Origin of the sequence: Aeromonas rivipollensis, assembly GCF_010974825.1 — a bacterium.
In the GTDB taxonomy this organism is placed as follows: domain Bacteria; phylum Pseudomonadota; class Gammaproteobacteria; order Enterobacterales; family Aeromonadaceae; genus Aeromonas; species Aeromonas rivipollensis.
Map to the genome: position 1 here is coordinate 115,987 of NZ_JAAILA010000002.1, position 15,558 is coordinate 131,544.

A 15,558-nucleotide genomic window follows, 5' to 3' on the forward strand; every position below is an offset into this window, starting at 1 on the left:
TTATCAACCCAAGGCAGTATCTTGCGTCATCATCAGGGCAAATCCCGCCATCAGGCCCGGGGATCACTGAGTGGAAAAAGGCGGCTTGCATCCAGCCCCGGCCTATCGCGCCCATATCAACCCAGGGCCGTATCTTGCGTCATCATCAGGGCAAATTTCGCCATCAGGTCCGGGGATCACTGAGTGGGAAAAGACGGCTTGCATCCAGCCCCGGCCTCTTGCGCCCATATCAACCCAAGGCCGTATCCAGCGTCATCATCAAGGCAAAGCCGGCCATCAGGCCCAGGGTGGCATGGGTCTGGTGACCGTTGCGGTGGGTCTCGGGGATCACCTCGTGGGAGACCACGAACAACATGGCACCGGCCGCGAGCCCCAGACCTATGGGGTAGGCGATGGCCATGCCGCTGGCGAGCCCGACCCCGAGCAGGGCGCCGAGCGGTTCCAGCAGACCGCTGCCGATGGCCACCAGCACGGCGACCGAGGGACGAAAGCCGGCGGCGGACATGGCGAGCGCTACCGCCAGTCCTTCGGGGATGTCCTGCAGGGCGATGGCGGTGGTGAGCGGCAACCCCACCGCCATGTCCCCCTGGGAGAAACTGACCCCGATGGCCATGCCTTCCGGCAGGTTGTGCAGGGCGATGGCGAACACGAACAGCCAGACCCGGGAGCAGCTCTCGTGGCCGGGGCCGCAGGGGCCCGTCTTGTCGTGCTCGTGGGGGGTGAACTGATCCAGCCCCAGCATCAGCAAGACCCCCAGGGTCATGCCGGCCACCACCACGGCGGCGGCGAGGAAGCCGTCCCCGGTGATCCCCTCGGCCGCCTCCAGCCCCGGCAGCAGCAGGGAGAAGGCGCTGGCCGCCAGCATCATGCCGGCGGCAAAGCCCAGCATGGCGTCTTCCACCCGCTGGGGGACAGATCGCAGGAACAGGGCGGGCAGGGCGCCGAGCGCCGTGGCGGCAAACCCCGCGACGCCGCCGATGAGGCCATAACGCACCCCGGGGCTGATGTCACCGGCCGCCAGCATGATGAGGCTCTGCAACAGGAGCAGCAGGACGGCGGCCAGGGCGAGCAGCAGTCCCAGGGCGATGAGAGGGCGTTCCTGTATCTGCTCGCGCAGTTGGACTGACCAGAAGGGGCTGAGGGTCGATGCGTTATCCATGGGGCCTCGGGGACTGTGGTTGGGAGAGACGAGAGGGCCATTACATAACCTGGCCTCCCGTTTGTCCATGATGGCGGGGCGATTGGGGCAATCGGCTCAAGTTTGTGGTCATCCGGTCGCTCTTGTATCCCGGGCCCATGCCAAACGACATGGCCCTGTGCAACACGAGAGGGATGAGCGAGGGCGGCAGCTGTGATAGGGTGCGCGCCTGCGAACGCGCTTCCCTGTTCGTTCGCATTGTTTCATTTTCCCGTCAGGAGTCTCGGGTCACCGCTTACACGGATGTGATCGCCACTGTGCAGCTGCTTATCAGCAGTCGAGGATCACCAGCCAACATGTCTTACAAGAACCTCTCCATCGGCAAGAAGATTGCCGTGGTCTTTGCGGTTATCGCCGCCATCAACGTGATATTCGGTCTTTTTCTCGCCAGCGAACTGCGCGGAGTACGGGATCGGGTGCTCAATTTCACCGATTCCACCCTGCCGAGCGTGATCTCGGTGGAAACCCTGCTCTACGACGTCTCCTATGTGCGCCGCGCCCAGTTTGCCCTGCTGATGGTCGAGGACGCCGCCGATGTGCAGGCCCGTCGCGGCCGCATCCAGGAGAGCGTGGCCAAGGTGGAGCGCGCCCTGAGTGCCTATGAGGCCACCGTCGGGGCCGAGCACGAGCGCCAGGTGTTCAACCGGGCCAAGCAGCAGTGGCTGCAGTATCTGAGCGCGGTCAACCGGGTCGACAGCCTGCTGGTACAGGGGCTCAAGGATCAGGCAAGGGACGCGCTGTTCCAATCCAACGGGAGCTACACCGAGCTGGAGCAGGGGGTCAACGCCCTGGTGGAGGTGAACCTCGGCTTCGTGCAGGAGAACCGCGGCAGCCTGCTTGGCAGCGTCAACATGGTGACGACCTTCGCCACTGTGAGCATCGGCGCCCTGCTGCTGTTCATGGGGGTGATGACCTGGTTCCTCACGCGCCAGATCTGCCTGCCGCTGCAGGCCGTGGTCGCCCAGGCCAACGCCATAGCGCAGGGGAACTTGACCCACAGGCTGGATCGCCAGCACATAGGGCAGGATGAACTGGGCATGCTGGCCAGTGCCTCCCTCAAGATGCAGGACAACCTGCGCGCTCTCATCGAGGAGGTGGTCGCCGCCGTGACCCAGCTGGGGGCCGCCATCGAGGAGGTGAGCGCCGTCTCCGAGCAGTCTGCTCAGGGGATCCAGAGCCAGCAGCAGGAGATCTCCCTGGTGGCGACCGCCATGGCCCAGATGAAGGCGACGGTGGCCGATGTGGCGGGCAATACCGAGGTCGCCTCGGAATCCGCCAGCTCGGCCAATGCCCTGGCCCGTCGCGGCAATCAGGATGTGCAGGGCGCCCTGGTGGCCATCACCCGGGTTGCCGAGGAGATGGAGCAGGCGGGCACCCTGGTGGCGGAGCTGGAGCGGGAATCGGCCCAGATCAACCTGGTGGTGGATGTCATTCGCGGCATCGCCGATCAGACCAACCTGCTGGCGCTCAATGCCGCCATAGAGGCGGCCCGCGCCGGCGAGCAGGGCCGCGGCTTTGCGGTGGTGGCCGATGAGGTGCGCACCCTGGCGGGCCGCACCCAGGCCTCTACCGGTGAGATAGTCGCCATCATCGAAACCCTGCAGGCTCGCGCCAACCAGGCGAAGGCGGTGACCAGCCAGAGCTGCGAGATGATCCGCCAGTGCGTGAGCCAGAGCGAGCAGACCAGCTCGGGGATCCAGCAGATCGAGGAGGCGGTTGGCCAGATTGCCGACATGGCGATCCAGATCGCCAGCGCCTGCGGTGAGCAGGATGCGGTCTCCGACGAGCTCGGCCGCAACGTGGAGCGGATCAACGAGTCCTCCAACGAGGTGGCGACCGGCGCCGATCACACCGCCCGCGCCTGTCTGGAGCTGAGCCAACTGGCGGCGAGCCTGCGCCAGACCATAGGCCGTTTCCGCCTCGCCTGATGCAGGACGGCTGGCAGAGTACCAACAAAAACGGGGCCCCAGGGCCCCGTTTGCTATGTCACCACCAGGGTGTCGGTCTGGCTCAGACGCCGAGGCCGGTTCCTGTGTCTTTCTTGGCGATCAGCTCAATCTTGTAACCGTCCGGGTCTTCCACGAAGGCGATGACGGTGGTGCCCCCCTTGACCGGGCCCGGCTCGCGGGTGATCTTGGCGCCGGCGGCGCGCAGGGCGTCGCAGGTGCCATAGATGTCGTCCGCTTCCAGGGCGATGTGGCCGTAGGCAGAGCCCAGCTCGTACTCGCTCACCCCCCAGTTGTAGGTGAGCTCGATGACGGCCTCGTCCTTCTCGTCACCGTAGCCGACGAAGGCTAGGGTGTACTTGTATTCGCTGTTCTCGCTCTTGCGCAGCAGTGTCATGCCCAGCACGCGGGTGTAGAAGTCGATGGAGCGTTGCAGGTCGCCGACGCGCAGCATGGTATGCAGAATTCTCATTGCTCAATTCTCCGGGTTGGTGATTGGTACTGCTTTCAATCTAGGTCGTGAGGCCAACGGCTGGATATCAGAGGCCGCCGTCAGCTCTCCGGGTAGACCTTTTCTTTGTACTCGCACAGGTCTTCGATGATACAGGAGCCACAGCGTGGCTTGCGCGCCAGGCAGGTGTAGCGCCCGTGCAGGATGAGCCAGTGGTGCACATCCAGCTTGAACTCGGCGGGCACCACTTTCAGCAGTTTCTCCTCCACTTGATCCACGTTCTTGCCCACCGCGAAACCGGTGCGATTCGACACCCGGAAGATATGGGTGTCGACCGCTATGGTGGGCCAGCCAAACGCCGTGTTGAGCACCACGTTGGCGGTCTTGCGACCGACCCCGGGCAGGGCTTCCAGTGCCTCGCGGTTCTCCGGCACCTCGCCGCCGTGGCGCTCCAGCAAGATGGCGCAGGTCTTGATGACGTTCTCGGCCTTGGTGTTGAACAGGCCTATGGTCTTGATGTACTCCTTCACGCCGTCCACCCCGAGAGCCAGCATGGCGGCTGGGGTATTGGCCACCGGATAGAGCTTGTCGGTGGCCTTGTTGACGCTGACATCGGTCGCCTGGGCCGACAGCAGCACGGCGATCAGCAGCTCGAACGGCGTGGTGAAGTTGAGTTCAGTGGTGGGGTGCGGGTTGTTCTCCCGCAACCGCTCCAGTATCTCTCTGCGTTTTTGGTTATTCATCGAGTCTCATGTCTGTCTTGGTGCCAGCCCTCAGAGCTGGGTGGCGCGGGCACCGGCTGCGGGCAGGCTGCAGTGCGCCTTGTCGGCACGCTGTTTGCGGCCCATCCAGTCGTTGATGGCATTCTTGCCGGCGATGAGCAGGCCCAGGCCGATGAAGCCCCCCGGCGGCAAAATGGCCAGCAGCAGGCTGGCATCGGCATGGAACAGCTCGATGCGCAGGGACTTGGCCCAGTCCCCCAGCAGCAGATCGGCGCCGTCGAACAGGGTGCCCATGCCGATGATCTCCCTAAGCCCCCCCAGCACCAGCAGCACCAGGGTGAAGCCCAGCCCCATCATGAAGCCGTCGATGGCCGCCAGCAGGGGCGGGTTCTTGGAGGCATAGGCCTCGGCCCGGCCTATGATGACGCAGTTGGTGACGATGAGGGCGATGAAGATGCCGAGCGCCTGATAGAGGCCATAGGTGTAGGCGTTCATCAACAGCTGCACGCTGGTCACCAGGGCCGCGATGATCATCACGTAGACCGGGATGCGAATGTCCTTGGGCACCCAGTTGCGCACCAGGGAGATGGCCAGGTTGGAGCTTATCAGCACCACCATGGTCGCCAGCCCCAGCCCCAGGGCATTGGTGAAGGTGGAGGAGACCGCCAGGGTCGGGCAGAGCCCCAGCACCTGCACCAGGGAGGGGTTGTTCTTCCACAGCCCCTGCAGCATCAGCTCCTTGAGCTCTTCGCGGCGGCTGTTGCCCTCATCGGCCGGGCTCTGGCCGTCAATCACATCAACTTGTTCCATTGCGTGTTCCGTTGTATGTGCCATATGGGGCTCCGGTGTTAGGGGGTGGCGTCACAGGAGGGGGCCTCTTGCAGCAGCTCGGGGTGCTCCTGTTGCAGCAGCAGCAGGTTCTTCACCGCCTTGACCACGGCGCGGGGGGTGATGGTGGCGCCGGTGAAGGCGTCAAATTCGCCGCCATCCTTCTTCACCGCCCAGCTGGCCGCGTTCTCCCTGGTGAGGAACTTGCCGACGAAGCTCTCTATCCAGCTCGATTTCTTCAACTCTATCTTGTCCCCAAGACCCGGGGTTTCCTTGTGGGCCAGCACCCGTACCGCGCTGATGGCCCCCTTGGCATCTGTGCCGACCACCATGCGAATGGCACCACTGTAGCCGTCGGGGGCCACGGTTTCCAGCGCATAGCCGGTGTGCTCCCCCTTGAGGGTCGCAGTATAGAGCGGCATGGGCTGATCGCTGCCCAGGTACTCGCGGCTGGTGACAAGTCGGCAGCTGGCCACCAGATCGTTGTCATAGCTCCCCGCCGGCAGCAGGGCTTCCAGGGTGCGCAGCTTCTCCAGCTGTTGCTGGTGGGCGATGCGATCCCGGGTCAGCTCGTTGGTCAGCACCACCATGGCGGTGCAGGCCAGGGCGAACAGGGCCAGGGTGACGCCGTTTTTGCGCATGCTCTTTAACATGGGAAGGTTCCTGAGAGTGAGATGTGCGCCATGATCATTTGCGGCGATCCCCATAGACCTTGGGACGAGTCAGGCTGTCTATCAGCGGCACGCAGAGGTTGGCCAGCAACACGGCAAAGGCGAAGGCGTCCGGGTAGCCGCCGAAGCGGCGGATGAGGTAGACCAGCACGCCGATCAGCACGCCGTAGATGAGGCGACCCCTGGCCGTGGTGCTCGCGCTCACCGGGTCGGTGGCGATGAAGAAGGCCCCCAGCATGGTGGCGCCGCTGAACAGGTGCAGCATGGGGGTGGCGGTGGCGTCAGGCGTGGCCAGATAGCCCAGGGTGGCCGACAGCAGCAGGGCCCCCAGCACGGCGGTGGGAATGCGCCAGTTGATCACTTTTTGCTGCAACAGGAAGAGGCCACCCAGCAGGTAGTACAGGTTGACCCAGCTCCAGCCAATCCCGCCCCAGCCCTCGAACACGGCGTGAGTCATCACCTCGCTGGCGGTGAGCCCCTGGGTCAGGCCCGTCTTCAGGGTGTCGAGGGGGGTGGCCATGGTCAGGCCATCCACCCCCTGCTTGAGTTGCGCCAGGCTGTAACCGTCCAGGCTGAAGCCGGTGAAGATCACCGAGACGGCGTCCCCAAAGTCGACCCCGTAGGCGGCGATGCTGGAGGGGGGCAGCCAGCTGGTCATCTGGACCGGGAAGGAGACCAGCAGCAGCACATAGGCCACCATGGCCGGGTTGAACAGGTTCTGACCGAGCCCGCCATAGAGGTGCTTGGCGATGATGATGGCAAAGGCGGTGCCGAGTACCAGCATCCACCAGGGCAGCAAGGGGGGCAGGGAGAGGCCGATCAGCACGGCGGTGAGGGCCGCGCTGCCGTCCAGCAGGGCCGGTTTGACGGGGCGGCCACGCAGGCGCAGGACCAGGGCCTCGCAGCCCAGCGCCGTCACCAGGGCCAGCAGGGTCTGGATCAGGGTTCCCCAGCCGAAGAACCAGGTCTGGGCCAGGAAGCCGGGCAGACAGGCCAGGATCACCAGCAGCATCAGGGTCTGGGTCTGCTTGCGGTTATGGGCGAAGGGCGCACTCGCGAGATTGAACATGGATCAGTGGCTCTTGTCGGTCGAAGGGGAAGAGGTGTTCGCCGCGGCGTCGGCCGCCAGCTTCTTGGCCTTGGCACGTGCTATGGCGGCGGCGATGGCCGCCTTCTTGGGATCGACCTCGGGGGCGGGCTCAGCCACCGGCTCGCTCGGGGCGGTAGGCGAGTCGGTTGTGACCTCGTCACCGGCGGTCTGGGCAGCCTTCTTGGCCTTGGCGCGTGCTATGGCGGCGGCGATGGCCGCCTTCTTGGGGTCGATCTCGGCAGCGGGCTCAGCCACTGGCTCGCTCGCGGCCTCGCTTGAGGAGACTGAGGCGTCGGATACGACCTCGTCACCGGCGGCCTGGGCAGCCTTCTTGGCCTTGGCGCGTGCGATGGCGGCGGCGATGGCCGCCTTCTTGGGATCGACCTCGGGGGCAGGCTCAGCCACCGGCTCGCTCGGAGCGGCTGCTGTGTTGCTGGCCCCGTCATCGGCAGCCTGGGCCGCTTTCTTGGCCTTGGCGCGAGCCAGGGCGGCGGCGATGGCTGCCTTCTTGGGGTCGGCCTCGGCAGCAGGTTCAGCCACCGGCTCGCTCGGGGCGGCAGGCGAGTCGGCTGTGACCTCGTCACCGGCAGCCTGGGCCGCTTTCTTGGCCTTGGCGCGAGCCAGGGCGGCGGCGATGGCTGCCTTCTTGGGGTCGGCCTCGGCTGCGGGTTCAGCCACCGGCTCGCCCGGAGCGGCAGCCGTATTGCTGGTCTCATCACCGGCAGCCTGGGCAGCCTTCTTGGCCTTGGCGCGAGCCAGGGCGGCGGCAATGGCCGCCTTCTTGGGATCGGTCTCGGCAACCACAGCAGTGCCGGCATCATCAGACTCAGCGGTCTCGGCCGCCTTGGCGGCGCGGCGCGCCAGCGCCTCCTGCTTGCGCGCCTCGCGGGCAGCCATCATGGCGGCGTTGTCCGGCTGGGTCTCTGCGCTGGCGGCGTCCTGCTTGGCCTTGAGACGAGCCAGGGCGGCGGCGACGGGATCATCCCCCCCTGCCGCGGCCATGGCCTGGCGACGCTGGGCTGCGGCCTCGGCGTGGCGAGCCTCCCGCGCGGCCTTGTCCCGCTCGAAGCGGGCCTGCTTGGCCTCGAAGCGCTGCTTGGCGCGCTCCGCCTTCTCGGCCTCGGCACGGACTTCGCGGATGTCATCCTTGGCAATCTTGTAGTACTGCACCAGGGGGATCTCGCTCGGGCAGACCCAGGCGCAGGCCCCGCACTCTATACAGTCAAACAGGTTGAGCTTCTCGGCCTTGTCATACTCCTTGACCCGGCTGTACCAGTAGAGCTCCTGGGGCAGCAGGTTGGCGGGGCAGGCGTCGGCACAGGCGCTGCAACGGATGCAGGCCTGTTCGGGGCCAGGGGGCGGCAGCTCGGCGCGGGTGGGGGAGAGCAGGCAGTTGGTGGCCTTGACCACGGGCACCATGGCATGGGGCAGGGTGAAGCCCATCATGGGGCCCCCCATGATGACCCGCTGATCCGCCTCCGGTTGCAGCTCGAAGCGTTGCAGCAGCCAGCGCACCGGCGTGCCGAGGCGCACCCAGGCATTGCCCGGCTGCTTGAAGGCATCCCCTGTGAGGGTGACGATGCGCGAGATGAGCGGCTCGCCGTCAATGATGGCGCGCTTGATGGCAAAGACGGTGGCGACGTTGAGCACCATGATGCCCATGTCGACTGCCCGGCCCCCCTTGGGTACCTGGCGTCCGGTGAGCAGCTCTATGGTCTGCTTGGCGCCGCCGGAGGGGTACTTGGTCGGCACCGATTTGACCAGCACATCCGGGTCTGTGGCATGGCGGGTCAGGGCGTCGATGGCCGCCGGTTTGTTGTCTTCCACCCCGATCAGGGTCAGCTTGGGCTTGAGCAGGTGCTTGAGCACCCGTATGCCGTCCATGATTTCGTCGGCATACTCCTGCATCAGGCGATCATCTGTGGTGATATAGGGTTCGCACTCCAGGCCGTTGACGATCAGGATCTCGGTGAGCTGGCCGCGGCCATCGAGCTTGCTGTGAGTCGGGAAGACGGCGCCGCCGAGCCCCGCGACCCCCGCCTGCTGGATGCGCTCGAGCAGTTCGCCCCGCTCCAGATTCCAGTAGTCGGGTTGGGCCTGGCGCTCGCACCAGGCATCTTCCCCGTCCGGGGTCAGGATGACGCAGAGATCGTCAAGGCCCGAGGGGTGCGCCACAGTGTGCTGCTCAATGGCGGTGATGGTGCCCGAGGTGGAGGCGTGCACCGGCACTATGCGCCCCTTGTCGTGACGGGTCAGGGGTTGGCCCTTCTTGACCCGGTCTCCCACCCGAACCAGCAGTTCGCCGGCCGGGCCCGCGTGCTGGCGCACCGGTATGATGAGCTGGGGGGGGAGACCCGCGTCCACGACGGGGGTCAGGCTGGACTGGTGCTTGTTCTCGGGAGGGTGAATGCCACCGTGAAAATCCCAGAGGGTGCCGGCTTTGATGCGTTCTAGCAGATGCTGCATGGTTACTCCGCTGTTTATTCCACTATCTTGACCGGAATGGCGACCTTGGCCAGATCCCATTTCCAGTTGTCGACCGTGGTCGGCACCGGGATCATCTCGATACAGTCGGTCGGGCAGGGGTCGACGCAGAGATCGCACCCCGTGCACTCGGCCGCGATGACGGTGTGCATCGCCTTGGTGGCGCCGAGGATGGCATCGACCGGGCATGCCTGGATGCACTTGGTGCAACCTATGCACATGTCCTCGTGAATGAAGGCGACCTTCTTGACGGGGGCGGCTGCTTCGTCGCCACCGTCCAGCGGCTGGGGCTCGACCCCCATCAGATCCGCTATCTTGCGCATGGTGGCATCGCCACCGGGCACGCACTTGTTGATCTGATCGCCGTTAGCCAGCGCCTCGGCGTAGGGCTTGCAGCCCGGGTAGCCGCACTGGCCGCACTGGGTCTGGGGCAGCAGGGCATCGAGCTGGTCGACTATGGGGTCGGCCTGCACATGAAACTTGACGGCGGCATAGCCCAGAATGATGCCGAAGGAGAGGGCCAGCAGGGCCAGCACCAGAATGGCAAAGAGTATGTGAGTCATAGCGCTATATCTTGATGAGGCCGGTAAAGCCCATGAAGGCCAGCGACATCAGGCCGGCGGTGACCATGGCGATGGAGACGCCGCGAAAGGGGGTGGGCACATCGGCGGCCACCAGACGCTCACGCATGGCGGCAAACAGGATCAGCACCAGCGAGAAACCGCAGGCAGCCCCGAAGCCGTAGATGATGCTCTGGATGAAGTTGTGGCGCTCGTTGATGCTCAGCAGCGCAACGCCCAGCACGGCACAGTTGGTGGTGATGAGGGGCAGGAAGATGCCGAGCAGGCGATAGAGGGTCGGGCTGCTCTTGCGGATCACCATCTCGGTGAACTGCACCACCACGGCGATCACCAGGATGAAGCCCAGGGTGCGCAGATAGGCGATGTCCAGCGGGATCAGGATATAGTGCTCCATCAGATAGGAGCAGGCGCTGGCAAGCGTCATCACGAAGGTGGTGGCCAGTCCCATGCCGATGGCGGTTTCCAGCTTGCCAGAGACGCCCATGAAGGGGCAGAGGCCGAGAAACTTCACCAGCACGAAGTTGTTGATCAGCACGGTACTGACCAGTAAAAGCAGGTACTCAGTCATTGACGATGGGTTTTCCGGTGTGAAGGCGGCGGTATTATCTGATGTTAGGTGCCTTTAGACAACCGCAAGGCCGTATGGTTATTATTCGGGGGCCCAATTCATGGAGGCATTGTGCGCCCACTACCCATACTGACCCTCACCCTGGCCATGCTGCTCTGGTCCAGCTCCTTCATCGCCCTCAAACATGTGCTGGAGGTCTGGTCCTTCGGCCAGGTGCTCTTCATGCGGATGTTGGTGGCCTGCTGCTGCTGGCTGCTTTGCTACCGCCAGCTTGGCCGGTTCAGCTACCAGAAGGGGGATTGGCGCTGGCTGGCCCTGATGGGCGCCCTGGAGCCCTGCCTCTATTTCCTGCTGGAGGTCAACGCCCTGCGCTACACCAGTGCCGGACAGGCGGGCATGGTCTGTGCGCTGCTGCCCCTGATGGTGGCCCTGGTGGCTTTCGTGTTGCTGAGGGAGCGGGTGAGCCGCCGCCAGCTGCTGGGTTTTGCCATCGCCATCTGCGGCATCGCCCTGCTGGGGCTGGCCGAGGGGGCGGATGAGTTCGCCTCCAACGCCCTGCTCGGCAACAGCCTGGAGATGGGGGCCATGCTCTGCGCCGCCACCTATTCGGTGGTGTTCAAGAAGCTCTCCAGCCGCTACGGCGTCATGACCCTGACCGCCCTGCAGGCCTTCGTCGGCACTCTGTTCTTCGCCCCCTTCGCCTTCAGTGCCCCCTGGCCCGCGGATTGGGACTGGCAGGACATGGGGGTCATCCTCTTCCTCGGTGCCTTCGTGACGCTCGGCGCTTACCTGCTCTACAACTGGTCGGTGACTCAGGTGAAGGTGACCCTGGCGGCCGCCTACGTGAACCTCATCCCTGTCTTTACCCTGCTGCTCGCCTATCTGCTGCTGGGGGAGACGCTGGGTGCCTTGCAATGGGTTGCCTGCGCCGCCGTGCTGGCCGGCATCGGGGTCGGTCAGTTGCCCGTGGGCAAACACCGGGTGCGCAGCGCCGCCGCCCAGAGTTGACTTCCCCCCGATCGGCTACAGTCTGGACAGGGACCTATGCTGGCCATGAAGGAGCCACACCATGAGCGATATGAAGTTGCTGGCCGAGGCCAAGATTTTGCTGAGCCACCACCCTTTTACCCTGGCCGATGCCAGGGCTCTGGAGGCCCTGGAGGAAGCGGCGGTGGGGGAGGAGGGGCTGTGCATCGCCGAGTTGTGGGAGCTGGCCCTGGGTCAGGCCGACGAGGAGGCGAGGCGCTATCTGCAGGGGGAGGATTGACGCCTCTTCAAGCCTCCTGGATGACAAAAAACAACGCGGGGCCTGGCCCCGCGTTGTTTTTGGATGGCGCACCCCTGGCTCAGATGGAGAGACTCTTGATGGTGTCCGAGACGGAGTTGGCGTCTTCGATGATCTCCTTGATGACGTCGGCGATGATGTTGGCCTGATCCTGCCCCGCCACCGCCTTGCCTGAGACGACGGAGACGGTCTGGGTGATCTTGGAGGTGATGTCGGAGTTGTGCTTGATCACGGAGACGATCTCGTTGGTGGAGGTCGAGGTTCTGGCGGCAAGCTGCCTCACCTCGTCGGCGACCACCGCAAACCCCCGGCCCTGCTCGCCGGCCCTGGCCGCCTCTATGGCGGCATTGAGTGCCAGCAGGTTGGTCTGATCCGCGATGCCGCTGATGGTGGAGATGATGGACTCTATGCTCTTGGATTGCTGATTGAGCAGGTCTATCTGCTTGCTCACCTCGTTGACCGAGGTGTTGATGTGGGAGGAGGTCTCCAGCACCTTGTCGATCACCTCGCGCCCCTTGGCGGCACTGGCGACGGTTTCGCTGGCGATGGCGCAGGCCTTCTGGGCCGCCTCCCGGGTGGAGATGGATTTTTCCACCCGCTCAGTGATGTCGCTCGCCAGCTTGATGATTTTGACCACCTTGCCCTCGTGGTTGAAGATGGGGTTGTAGGTCGCCTCCAGCCAGATCTTCTCCCCGCGGTGGCCAAGGCGCATGAAGAGCCCGGACTTGATGTCCCCCGAGCCGAGATCGCGCCAGAAGTTGGGGTTTTTCTGGTAGAACTCCGGATCGCAGAACTGGCGGTGGTGTTTGCCGACCACCTCCTCCAGCCGGTAACCGAAGCAGTGGAGGAAGTTCTGGTTGGCGGTGATGACGGTGCCGTCCGGCTGGAAATCGATCACCGCCAGCGACTTGTCGAGCGCCGCCAGCAGGGCCTGGGTGCGCTCCAGGGAGGACTGCTGCTGGGTCACGTCCGAGGCAACCTTGGCGACGCGCGCCACCTTGCCATCGATCATGATGGGGAAATAGGTAGCCTCCAGCCAGATAGCCTTGCCCGACTTTGACTGGCGGATGAAGCGGCCGTTGCGGGAGATGCCGCCGCGCAGATCCTGCCACAGACTCTCGTAATCACGGGTCTTGACGTCCTCCGGGAAGCAGAGCGCACTGTGGTGCTTGCCAATTACCTCCTCACGTTGAAAGCCCACGATCTTCAGGAAGAGGTCGTTGACGAAGGTGACCATGCCCGCCGGGGTAAACAGGATGAAAGGCACCTGGGACTGGATGGCCTGCTCGAAAGCACCCAGCTCCGCCATCTTCGCCACCTGTTCACTCGCTTCCTTGCTTGCTTTGTGATTCCAGAACATACGGAGCTCCTCCATGAGACCCTTGAATGACAGACCGACAGTAATCTGAGTGAATTAACAATAGCATTGCTGCCTGATGAAGCTTCATCGACTCCGAATCAACTTTTTGAATATTTAATTTCAATCCTGATGAATTTTTCTCCCTCAATCAGGTTTCTAACGAAGATTGCTCCTGGCCGGATACTGGCGAACAGCCAGACCTGATAGTGGCATGGGGGTGACCCTGTTGGCACTGACGATTGTGTTACTTTTTGGTGTCACAGTGCGGGCAGTGAGCCCATCCGGTGAAAAACGGGCCTGTGCACAGGGCAGGGGGAGGGGATTATTTTGACTGCTGGAGGGTGTTTATCTTCTTGTTCAGCGCCTCCATCTCGTTCTGGTATTGGCGCGCCACGGCCTGCCTCCTGGGAGAGCGTACGCTGCCCTCGAGATCGCTCGTCTCTGTCGTCGTCGCCCTCTGTTCGTTGTTGTCACCGGCTATTTCACGGCTCATCTGCTGTTTCTTTGTCTCCATCTCGGCGCGAAGCGCGTCTATCTGGCGCTGCTTCTGGCCGCTGGCCAGGTTCTCTTCGATCTCCCGGGTCTGTCTGGTGGCCCTCTCGACCTCCTCGGGGGAGGGGGTGTAGATATTGAGTGGCAGCGGCTTGGCGTCACTGCTGCAGGGGATGTCGCTGAAGGTGACCTGACCGTTGCGAGTACATTGATAGACATCGGCACGGGCAGCCGGGGCTGTGACGGCAACCAGACAGCCAAGCGAGATGATCAGCACGGGTGACATAGACTCCTCCTTGAATCCTCTCTTTGCACAGTAGTACAGAGGCCCTGACCAGACAATCAGCCACTATCGACGCCGCCAGTATGGATCCGGCCCTTTCCCCTGTCGTGTCGCCACTCGTCCGGGCTCCCTCGTGCCCCTACCGGGATCTGGCGATCGGCATATGGGGTGTGGATGGTGGCGACAAACGGCGGGATCTTGGCCGGTTTTCCCCGCAGTTCAACACATCAGAGCACCATAACGGGCCACAATGAGGTATCTTATGCCCCGATTTCATCCATTTAACGGATCCGAGACCCCTATGATTATCAAACCCAAGGTTCGCGGCTTTATCTGCACCACCACTCACCCGGTCGGTTGTGAAGCCAATGTTCGTCGCCAGATTGCTTACACCCAGGCCAAGGGCACCATCGAGAATGGTCCCAAGAAGGTACTGGTGATCGGCGCCTCCACCGGTTATGGTCTGGCCTCCCGGATTGCCACTGCCTTCGGTAGCGGCGCCGCCACCATTGGCGTCTTCTTCGAAAAGCCGAGCTCCGAGACCAAGACGGGCTCCGCCGGCTGGTACAACTCCGCCGCCTTCGACAAGGCCGCCAAAGAGGCCGGTCTCTACGCCAAGAGCGTCAACGGCGATGCCTTCTCCCACGAGTGTCGTGCCAAGGTGATCGAGCTCATCAAGCAGGATCTGGGTCAAATCGATCTGGTGGTCTACTCCCTGGCCTCTCCGGTGCGCAAGATGCCGGACACCGGCGAAGTGGTACGCTCTGCCCTCAAACCCATCGGCGAGGTCTACACCTCCACCGCCATCGACACCAACAAGGATCAGATCATCACCGCCACAGTCGAGCCGGCGAACGAGGAAGAGATCCAGAGCACCATCACCGTCATGGGCGGTCAGGACTGGGAGCTGTGGATGGGAGCCCTGCGTGATGCGGGCGTACTGGCCGACGGCGCCAAGTCCGTGGCTTACTCCTACATAGGTACCGATCTGACCTGGCCCATCTACTGGCATGGCACCCTGGGCCGCGCCAAGGAAGATCTGGACCGCGCCGCCACCGCCATCCGTGGCGATCTGGCTGCCAAGGGCGGCACCGCCCACGTGGCCGTGCTGAAATCCGTGGTGACCCAGGCTTCCTCTGCCATTCCGGTGATGCCGCTCTATATCTCCATGGCCTTCAAGATCATGAAGGAGAAGGGCATCCACGAAGGCTGCATGGAGCAGGTGGATCGCATGCTGCGCACCCGTCTCTACGCTTCCGACATGGCGCTGGACGAGCAGGCCCGCATCCGCATGGATGACTGGGAGCTGCGTGAAGACGTGCAGCAGACCTGCCGCGACCTCTGGCCCTCCATCACCACCGAGAACCTCTCCGATCTCACCGACTACGCCGGCTACAAGCAGGAGTTCCTGCGCCTGTTCGGTTTCGGTCTGGACGAGGTGGATTACGATGCGGATGTGAATCCGGATGTGACTTTCGACGTGGTCGAGCTCTGAGCCTGACAGCGTGACAACAGGGCCCTGCGGGGCCCTGTTTTTTTGCTGCGGACTCAAGCTGTTGCCGCAGGTTTATTATCCGCGATCACCTTTTTTCACTAACA

15 protein-coding genes and 1 pseudogene are annotated in these 15,558 nt (G+C 63.7%); 4 read left to right on the forward strand and 12 right to left on the reverse strand.

Annotated elements, in window-relative coordinates; genetic code table 11:
* Nucleotides 1–229: 229 nt before the first annotated feature.
* Nucleotides 230–1,159, reverse strand: coding sequence for a ZIP family metal transporter (locus tag G4923_RS00645; RefSeq protein WP_163134959.1), 930 nt, complete (start codon nucleotides 1,157–1,159; stop codon nucleotides 230–232).
* Between the two features lie 335 nt (nucleotides 1,160–1,494).
* Here G4923_RS00645 and G4923_RS00650 point away from each other — a divergent pair, with 335 nt between their 5' ends.
* Nucleotides 1,495–3,126, forward strand: a complete 1,632-nt coding sequence (locus tag G4923_RS00650; RefSeq protein WP_111912421.1) for a methyl-accepting chemotaxis protein — start codon at nucleotides 1,495–1,497, stop codon at nucleotides 3,124–3,126.
* A gap of 82 nt (nucleotides 3,127–3,208) precedes the next feature.
* Here G4923_RS00650 and gloA read toward each other — a convergent pair whose 3' ends face one another.
* The 8 genes from gloA to rsxA all read right to left on the reverse strand — a co-directional run bounded on the left by gloA (nucleotide 3,209) and on the right by rsxA (nucleotide 10,539).
* Nucleotides 3,209–3,616, reverse strand: coding sequence for a lactoylglutathione lyase (gene gloA, locus G4923_RS00655; protein WP_025326535.1), 408 nt, complete (start codon nucleotides 3,614–3,616; stop codon nucleotides 3,209–3,211).
* A gap of 80 nt (nucleotides 3,617–3,696) precedes the next feature.
* Nucleotides 3,697–4,338 (reverse strand): endonuclease III, encoded by a 642-nt coding sequence (gene nth, locus G4923_RS00660; RefSeq protein ID WP_043129311.1) that lies wholly within the window; start codon nucleotides 4,336–4,338, stop codon nucleotides 3,697–3,699.
* Between the two features lie 30 nt (nucleotides 4,339–4,368).
* Nucleotides 4,369–5,127: an electron transport complex subunit E gene (locus tag G4923_RS00665; protein ID WP_163134961.1), complete on the reverse strand. Its 759-nt coding sequence runs from the start codon at nucleotides 5,125–5,127 to the stop codon at nucleotides 4,369–4,371.
* A gap of 38 nt (nucleotides 5,128–5,165) precedes the next feature.
* The gene (gene rsxG, locus G4923_RS00670) at nucleotides 5,166–5,798 is read right to left on the reverse strand and encodes an electron transport complex subunit RsxG (protein ID WP_106887211.1); all 633 of its coding nucleotides are present in this window, start codon (nucleotides 5,796–5,798) and stop codon (nucleotides 5,166–5,168) included.
* A 34-nt stretch (nucleotides 5,799–5,832) separates the two neighbouring features.
* The gene (gene rsxD, locus G4923_RS00675) at nucleotides 5,833–6,885 is read right to left on the reverse strand and encodes an electron transport complex subunit RsxD (protein WP_163134968.1); all 1,053 of its coding nucleotides are present in this window, start codon (nucleotides 6,883–6,885) and stop codon (nucleotides 5,833–5,835) included.
* A 3-nt stretch (nucleotides 6,886–6,888) separates the two neighbouring features.
* A complete protein-coding gene (rsxC, locus tag G4923_RS00680) occupies nucleotides 6,889–9,372 on the reverse strand; it encodes an electron transport complex subunit RsxC (protein WP_163134970.1) in 2,484 nt (827 codons plus the stop codon).
* A 14-nt stretch (nucleotides 9,373–9,386) separates the two neighbouring features.
* Complete coding sequence (gene rsxB, locus G4923_RS00685; protein WP_139744889.1) at nucleotides 9,387–9,953, reverse strand: electron transport complex subunit RsxB; 567 nt, start codon at nucleotides 9,951–9,953, stop codon at nucleotides 9,387–9,389.
* A 4-nt stretch (nucleotides 9,954–9,957) separates the two neighbouring features.
* On the reverse strand, nucleotides 9,958–10,539 hold the full coding sequence (gene rsxA, locus G4923_RS00690; protein WP_106887207.1) for an electron transport complex subunit RsxA: 582 nt from the start codon (nucleotides 10,537–10,539) through the stop codon (nucleotides 9,958–9,960).
* Between the two features lie 111 nt (nucleotides 10,540–10,650).
* Here rsxA and G4923_RS00695 point away from each other — a divergent pair, with 111 nt between their 5' ends.
* Nucleotides 10,651–11,547, forward strand: coding sequence for an EamA family transporter (locus G4923_RS00695; protein ID WP_163134972.1), 897 nt, complete (start codon nucleotides 10,651–10,653; stop codon nucleotides 11,545–11,547).
* Between the two features lie 61 nt (nucleotides 11,548–11,608).
* On the forward strand, nucleotides 11,609–11,806 hold the full coding sequence (locus tag G4923_RS00700; protein ID WP_163134974.1) for a hypothetical protein: 198 nt from the start codon (nucleotides 11,609–11,611) through the stop codon (nucleotides 11,804–11,806).
* Nucleotides 11,807–11,885: 79 nt separating this feature from the next.
* Here the strand turns inward: G4923_RS00700 and G4923_RS21185 are convergent, their stop codons facing one another.
* From G4923_RS21185 to G4923_RS00710, 3 genes and pseudogenes are all read right to left on the reverse strand, one after another.
* Nucleotides 11,886–12,419, reverse strand: coding sequence for a methyl-accepting chemotaxis protein (locus G4923_RS21185; protein ID WP_338120423.1), 534 nt, complete (start codon nucleotides 12,417–12,419; stop codon nucleotides 11,886–11,888).
* Nucleotides 12,420–12,425: 6 nt separating this feature from the next.
* Nucleotides 12,426–13,199, reverse strand: a pseudogene (locus tag G4923_RS21190) (PAS domain-containing protein); the annotation flags it as partial.
* A 307-nt stretch (nucleotides 13,200–13,506) separates the two neighbouring features.
* Nucleotides 13,507–13,962, reverse strand: a complete 456-nt coding sequence (locus G4923_RS00710; RefSeq protein ID WP_163134978.1) for a DUF4124 domain-containing protein — start codon at nucleotides 13,960–13,962, stop codon at nucleotides 13,507–13,509.
* Between the two features lie 298 nt (nucleotides 13,963–14,260).
* On the opposite strand from G4923_RS00710, the gene fabV reads away from it, so the two are divergent.
* On the forward strand, nucleotides 14,261–15,454 hold the full coding sequence (gene fabV, locus G4923_RS00715; protein WP_163134981.1) for an enoyl-ACP reductase FabV: 1,194 nt from the start codon (nucleotides 14,261–14,263) through the stop codon (nucleotides 15,452–15,454).
* Nucleotides 15,455–15,558 lie beyond the last annotated feature (104 nt).

Bases quoted from the DNA above. Each gene is read 5' to 3' on its own strand.
- rsxC (WP_163134970.1), bottom strand. From the start codon at position 9,372: ATGCAGCATCTGCTAGAACGCATCAAAGCCGGCACCCTCTGGGATTTT.
- G4923_RS00645 (WP_163134959.1), bottom strand. From the start codon at position 1,159: ATGGATAACGCATCGACCCTCAGCCCCTTCTGGTCAGTCCAACTGCGC.
- G4923_RS00710 (WP_163134978.1), bottom strand. From the start codon at position 13,962: ATGTCACCCGTGCTGATCATCTCGCTTGGCTGTCTGGTTGCCGTCACA.
- nth (WP_043129311.1), bottom strand. From the start codon at position 4,338: ATGAATAACCAAAAACGCAGAGAGATACTGGAGCGGTTGCGGGAGAAC.
- rsxB (WP_139744889.1), bottom strand. From the start codon at position 9,953: ATGACTCACATACTCTTTGCCATTCTGGTGCTGGCCCTGCTGGCCCTC.
- G4923_RS00650 (WP_111912421.1), top strand. From the start codon at position 1,495: ATGTCTTACAAGAACCTCTCCATCGGCAAGAAGATTGCCGTGGTCTTT.
- gloA (WP_025326535.1), bottom strand. From the start codon at position 3,616: ATGAGAATTCTGCATACCATGCTGCGCGTCGGCGACCTGCAACGCTCC.
- fabV (WP_163134981.1), top strand. From the start codon at position 14,261: ATGATTATCAAACCCAAGGTTCGCGGCTTTATCTGCACCACCACTCAC.
- rsxD (WP_163134968.1), bottom strand. From the start codon at position 6,885: ATGTTCAATCTCGCGAGTGCGCCCTTCGCCCATAACCGCAAGCAGACC.
- rsxG (WP_106887211.1), bottom strand. From the start codon at position 5,798: ATGTTAAAGAGCATGCGCAAAAACGGCGTCACCCTGGCCCTGTTCGCC.
- G4923_RS00700 (WP_163134974.1), top strand. From the start codon at position 11,609: ATGAGCGATATGAAGTTGCTGGCCGAGGCCAAGATTTTGCTGAGCCAC.
- G4923_RS00665 (WP_163134961.1), bottom strand. From the start codon at position 5,127: ATGGAACAAGTTGATGTGATTGACGGCCAGAGCCCGGCCGATGAGGGC.
- rsxA (WP_106887207.1), bottom strand. From the start codon at position 10,539: ATGACTGAGTACCTGCTTTTACTGGTCAGTACCGTGCTGATCAACAAC.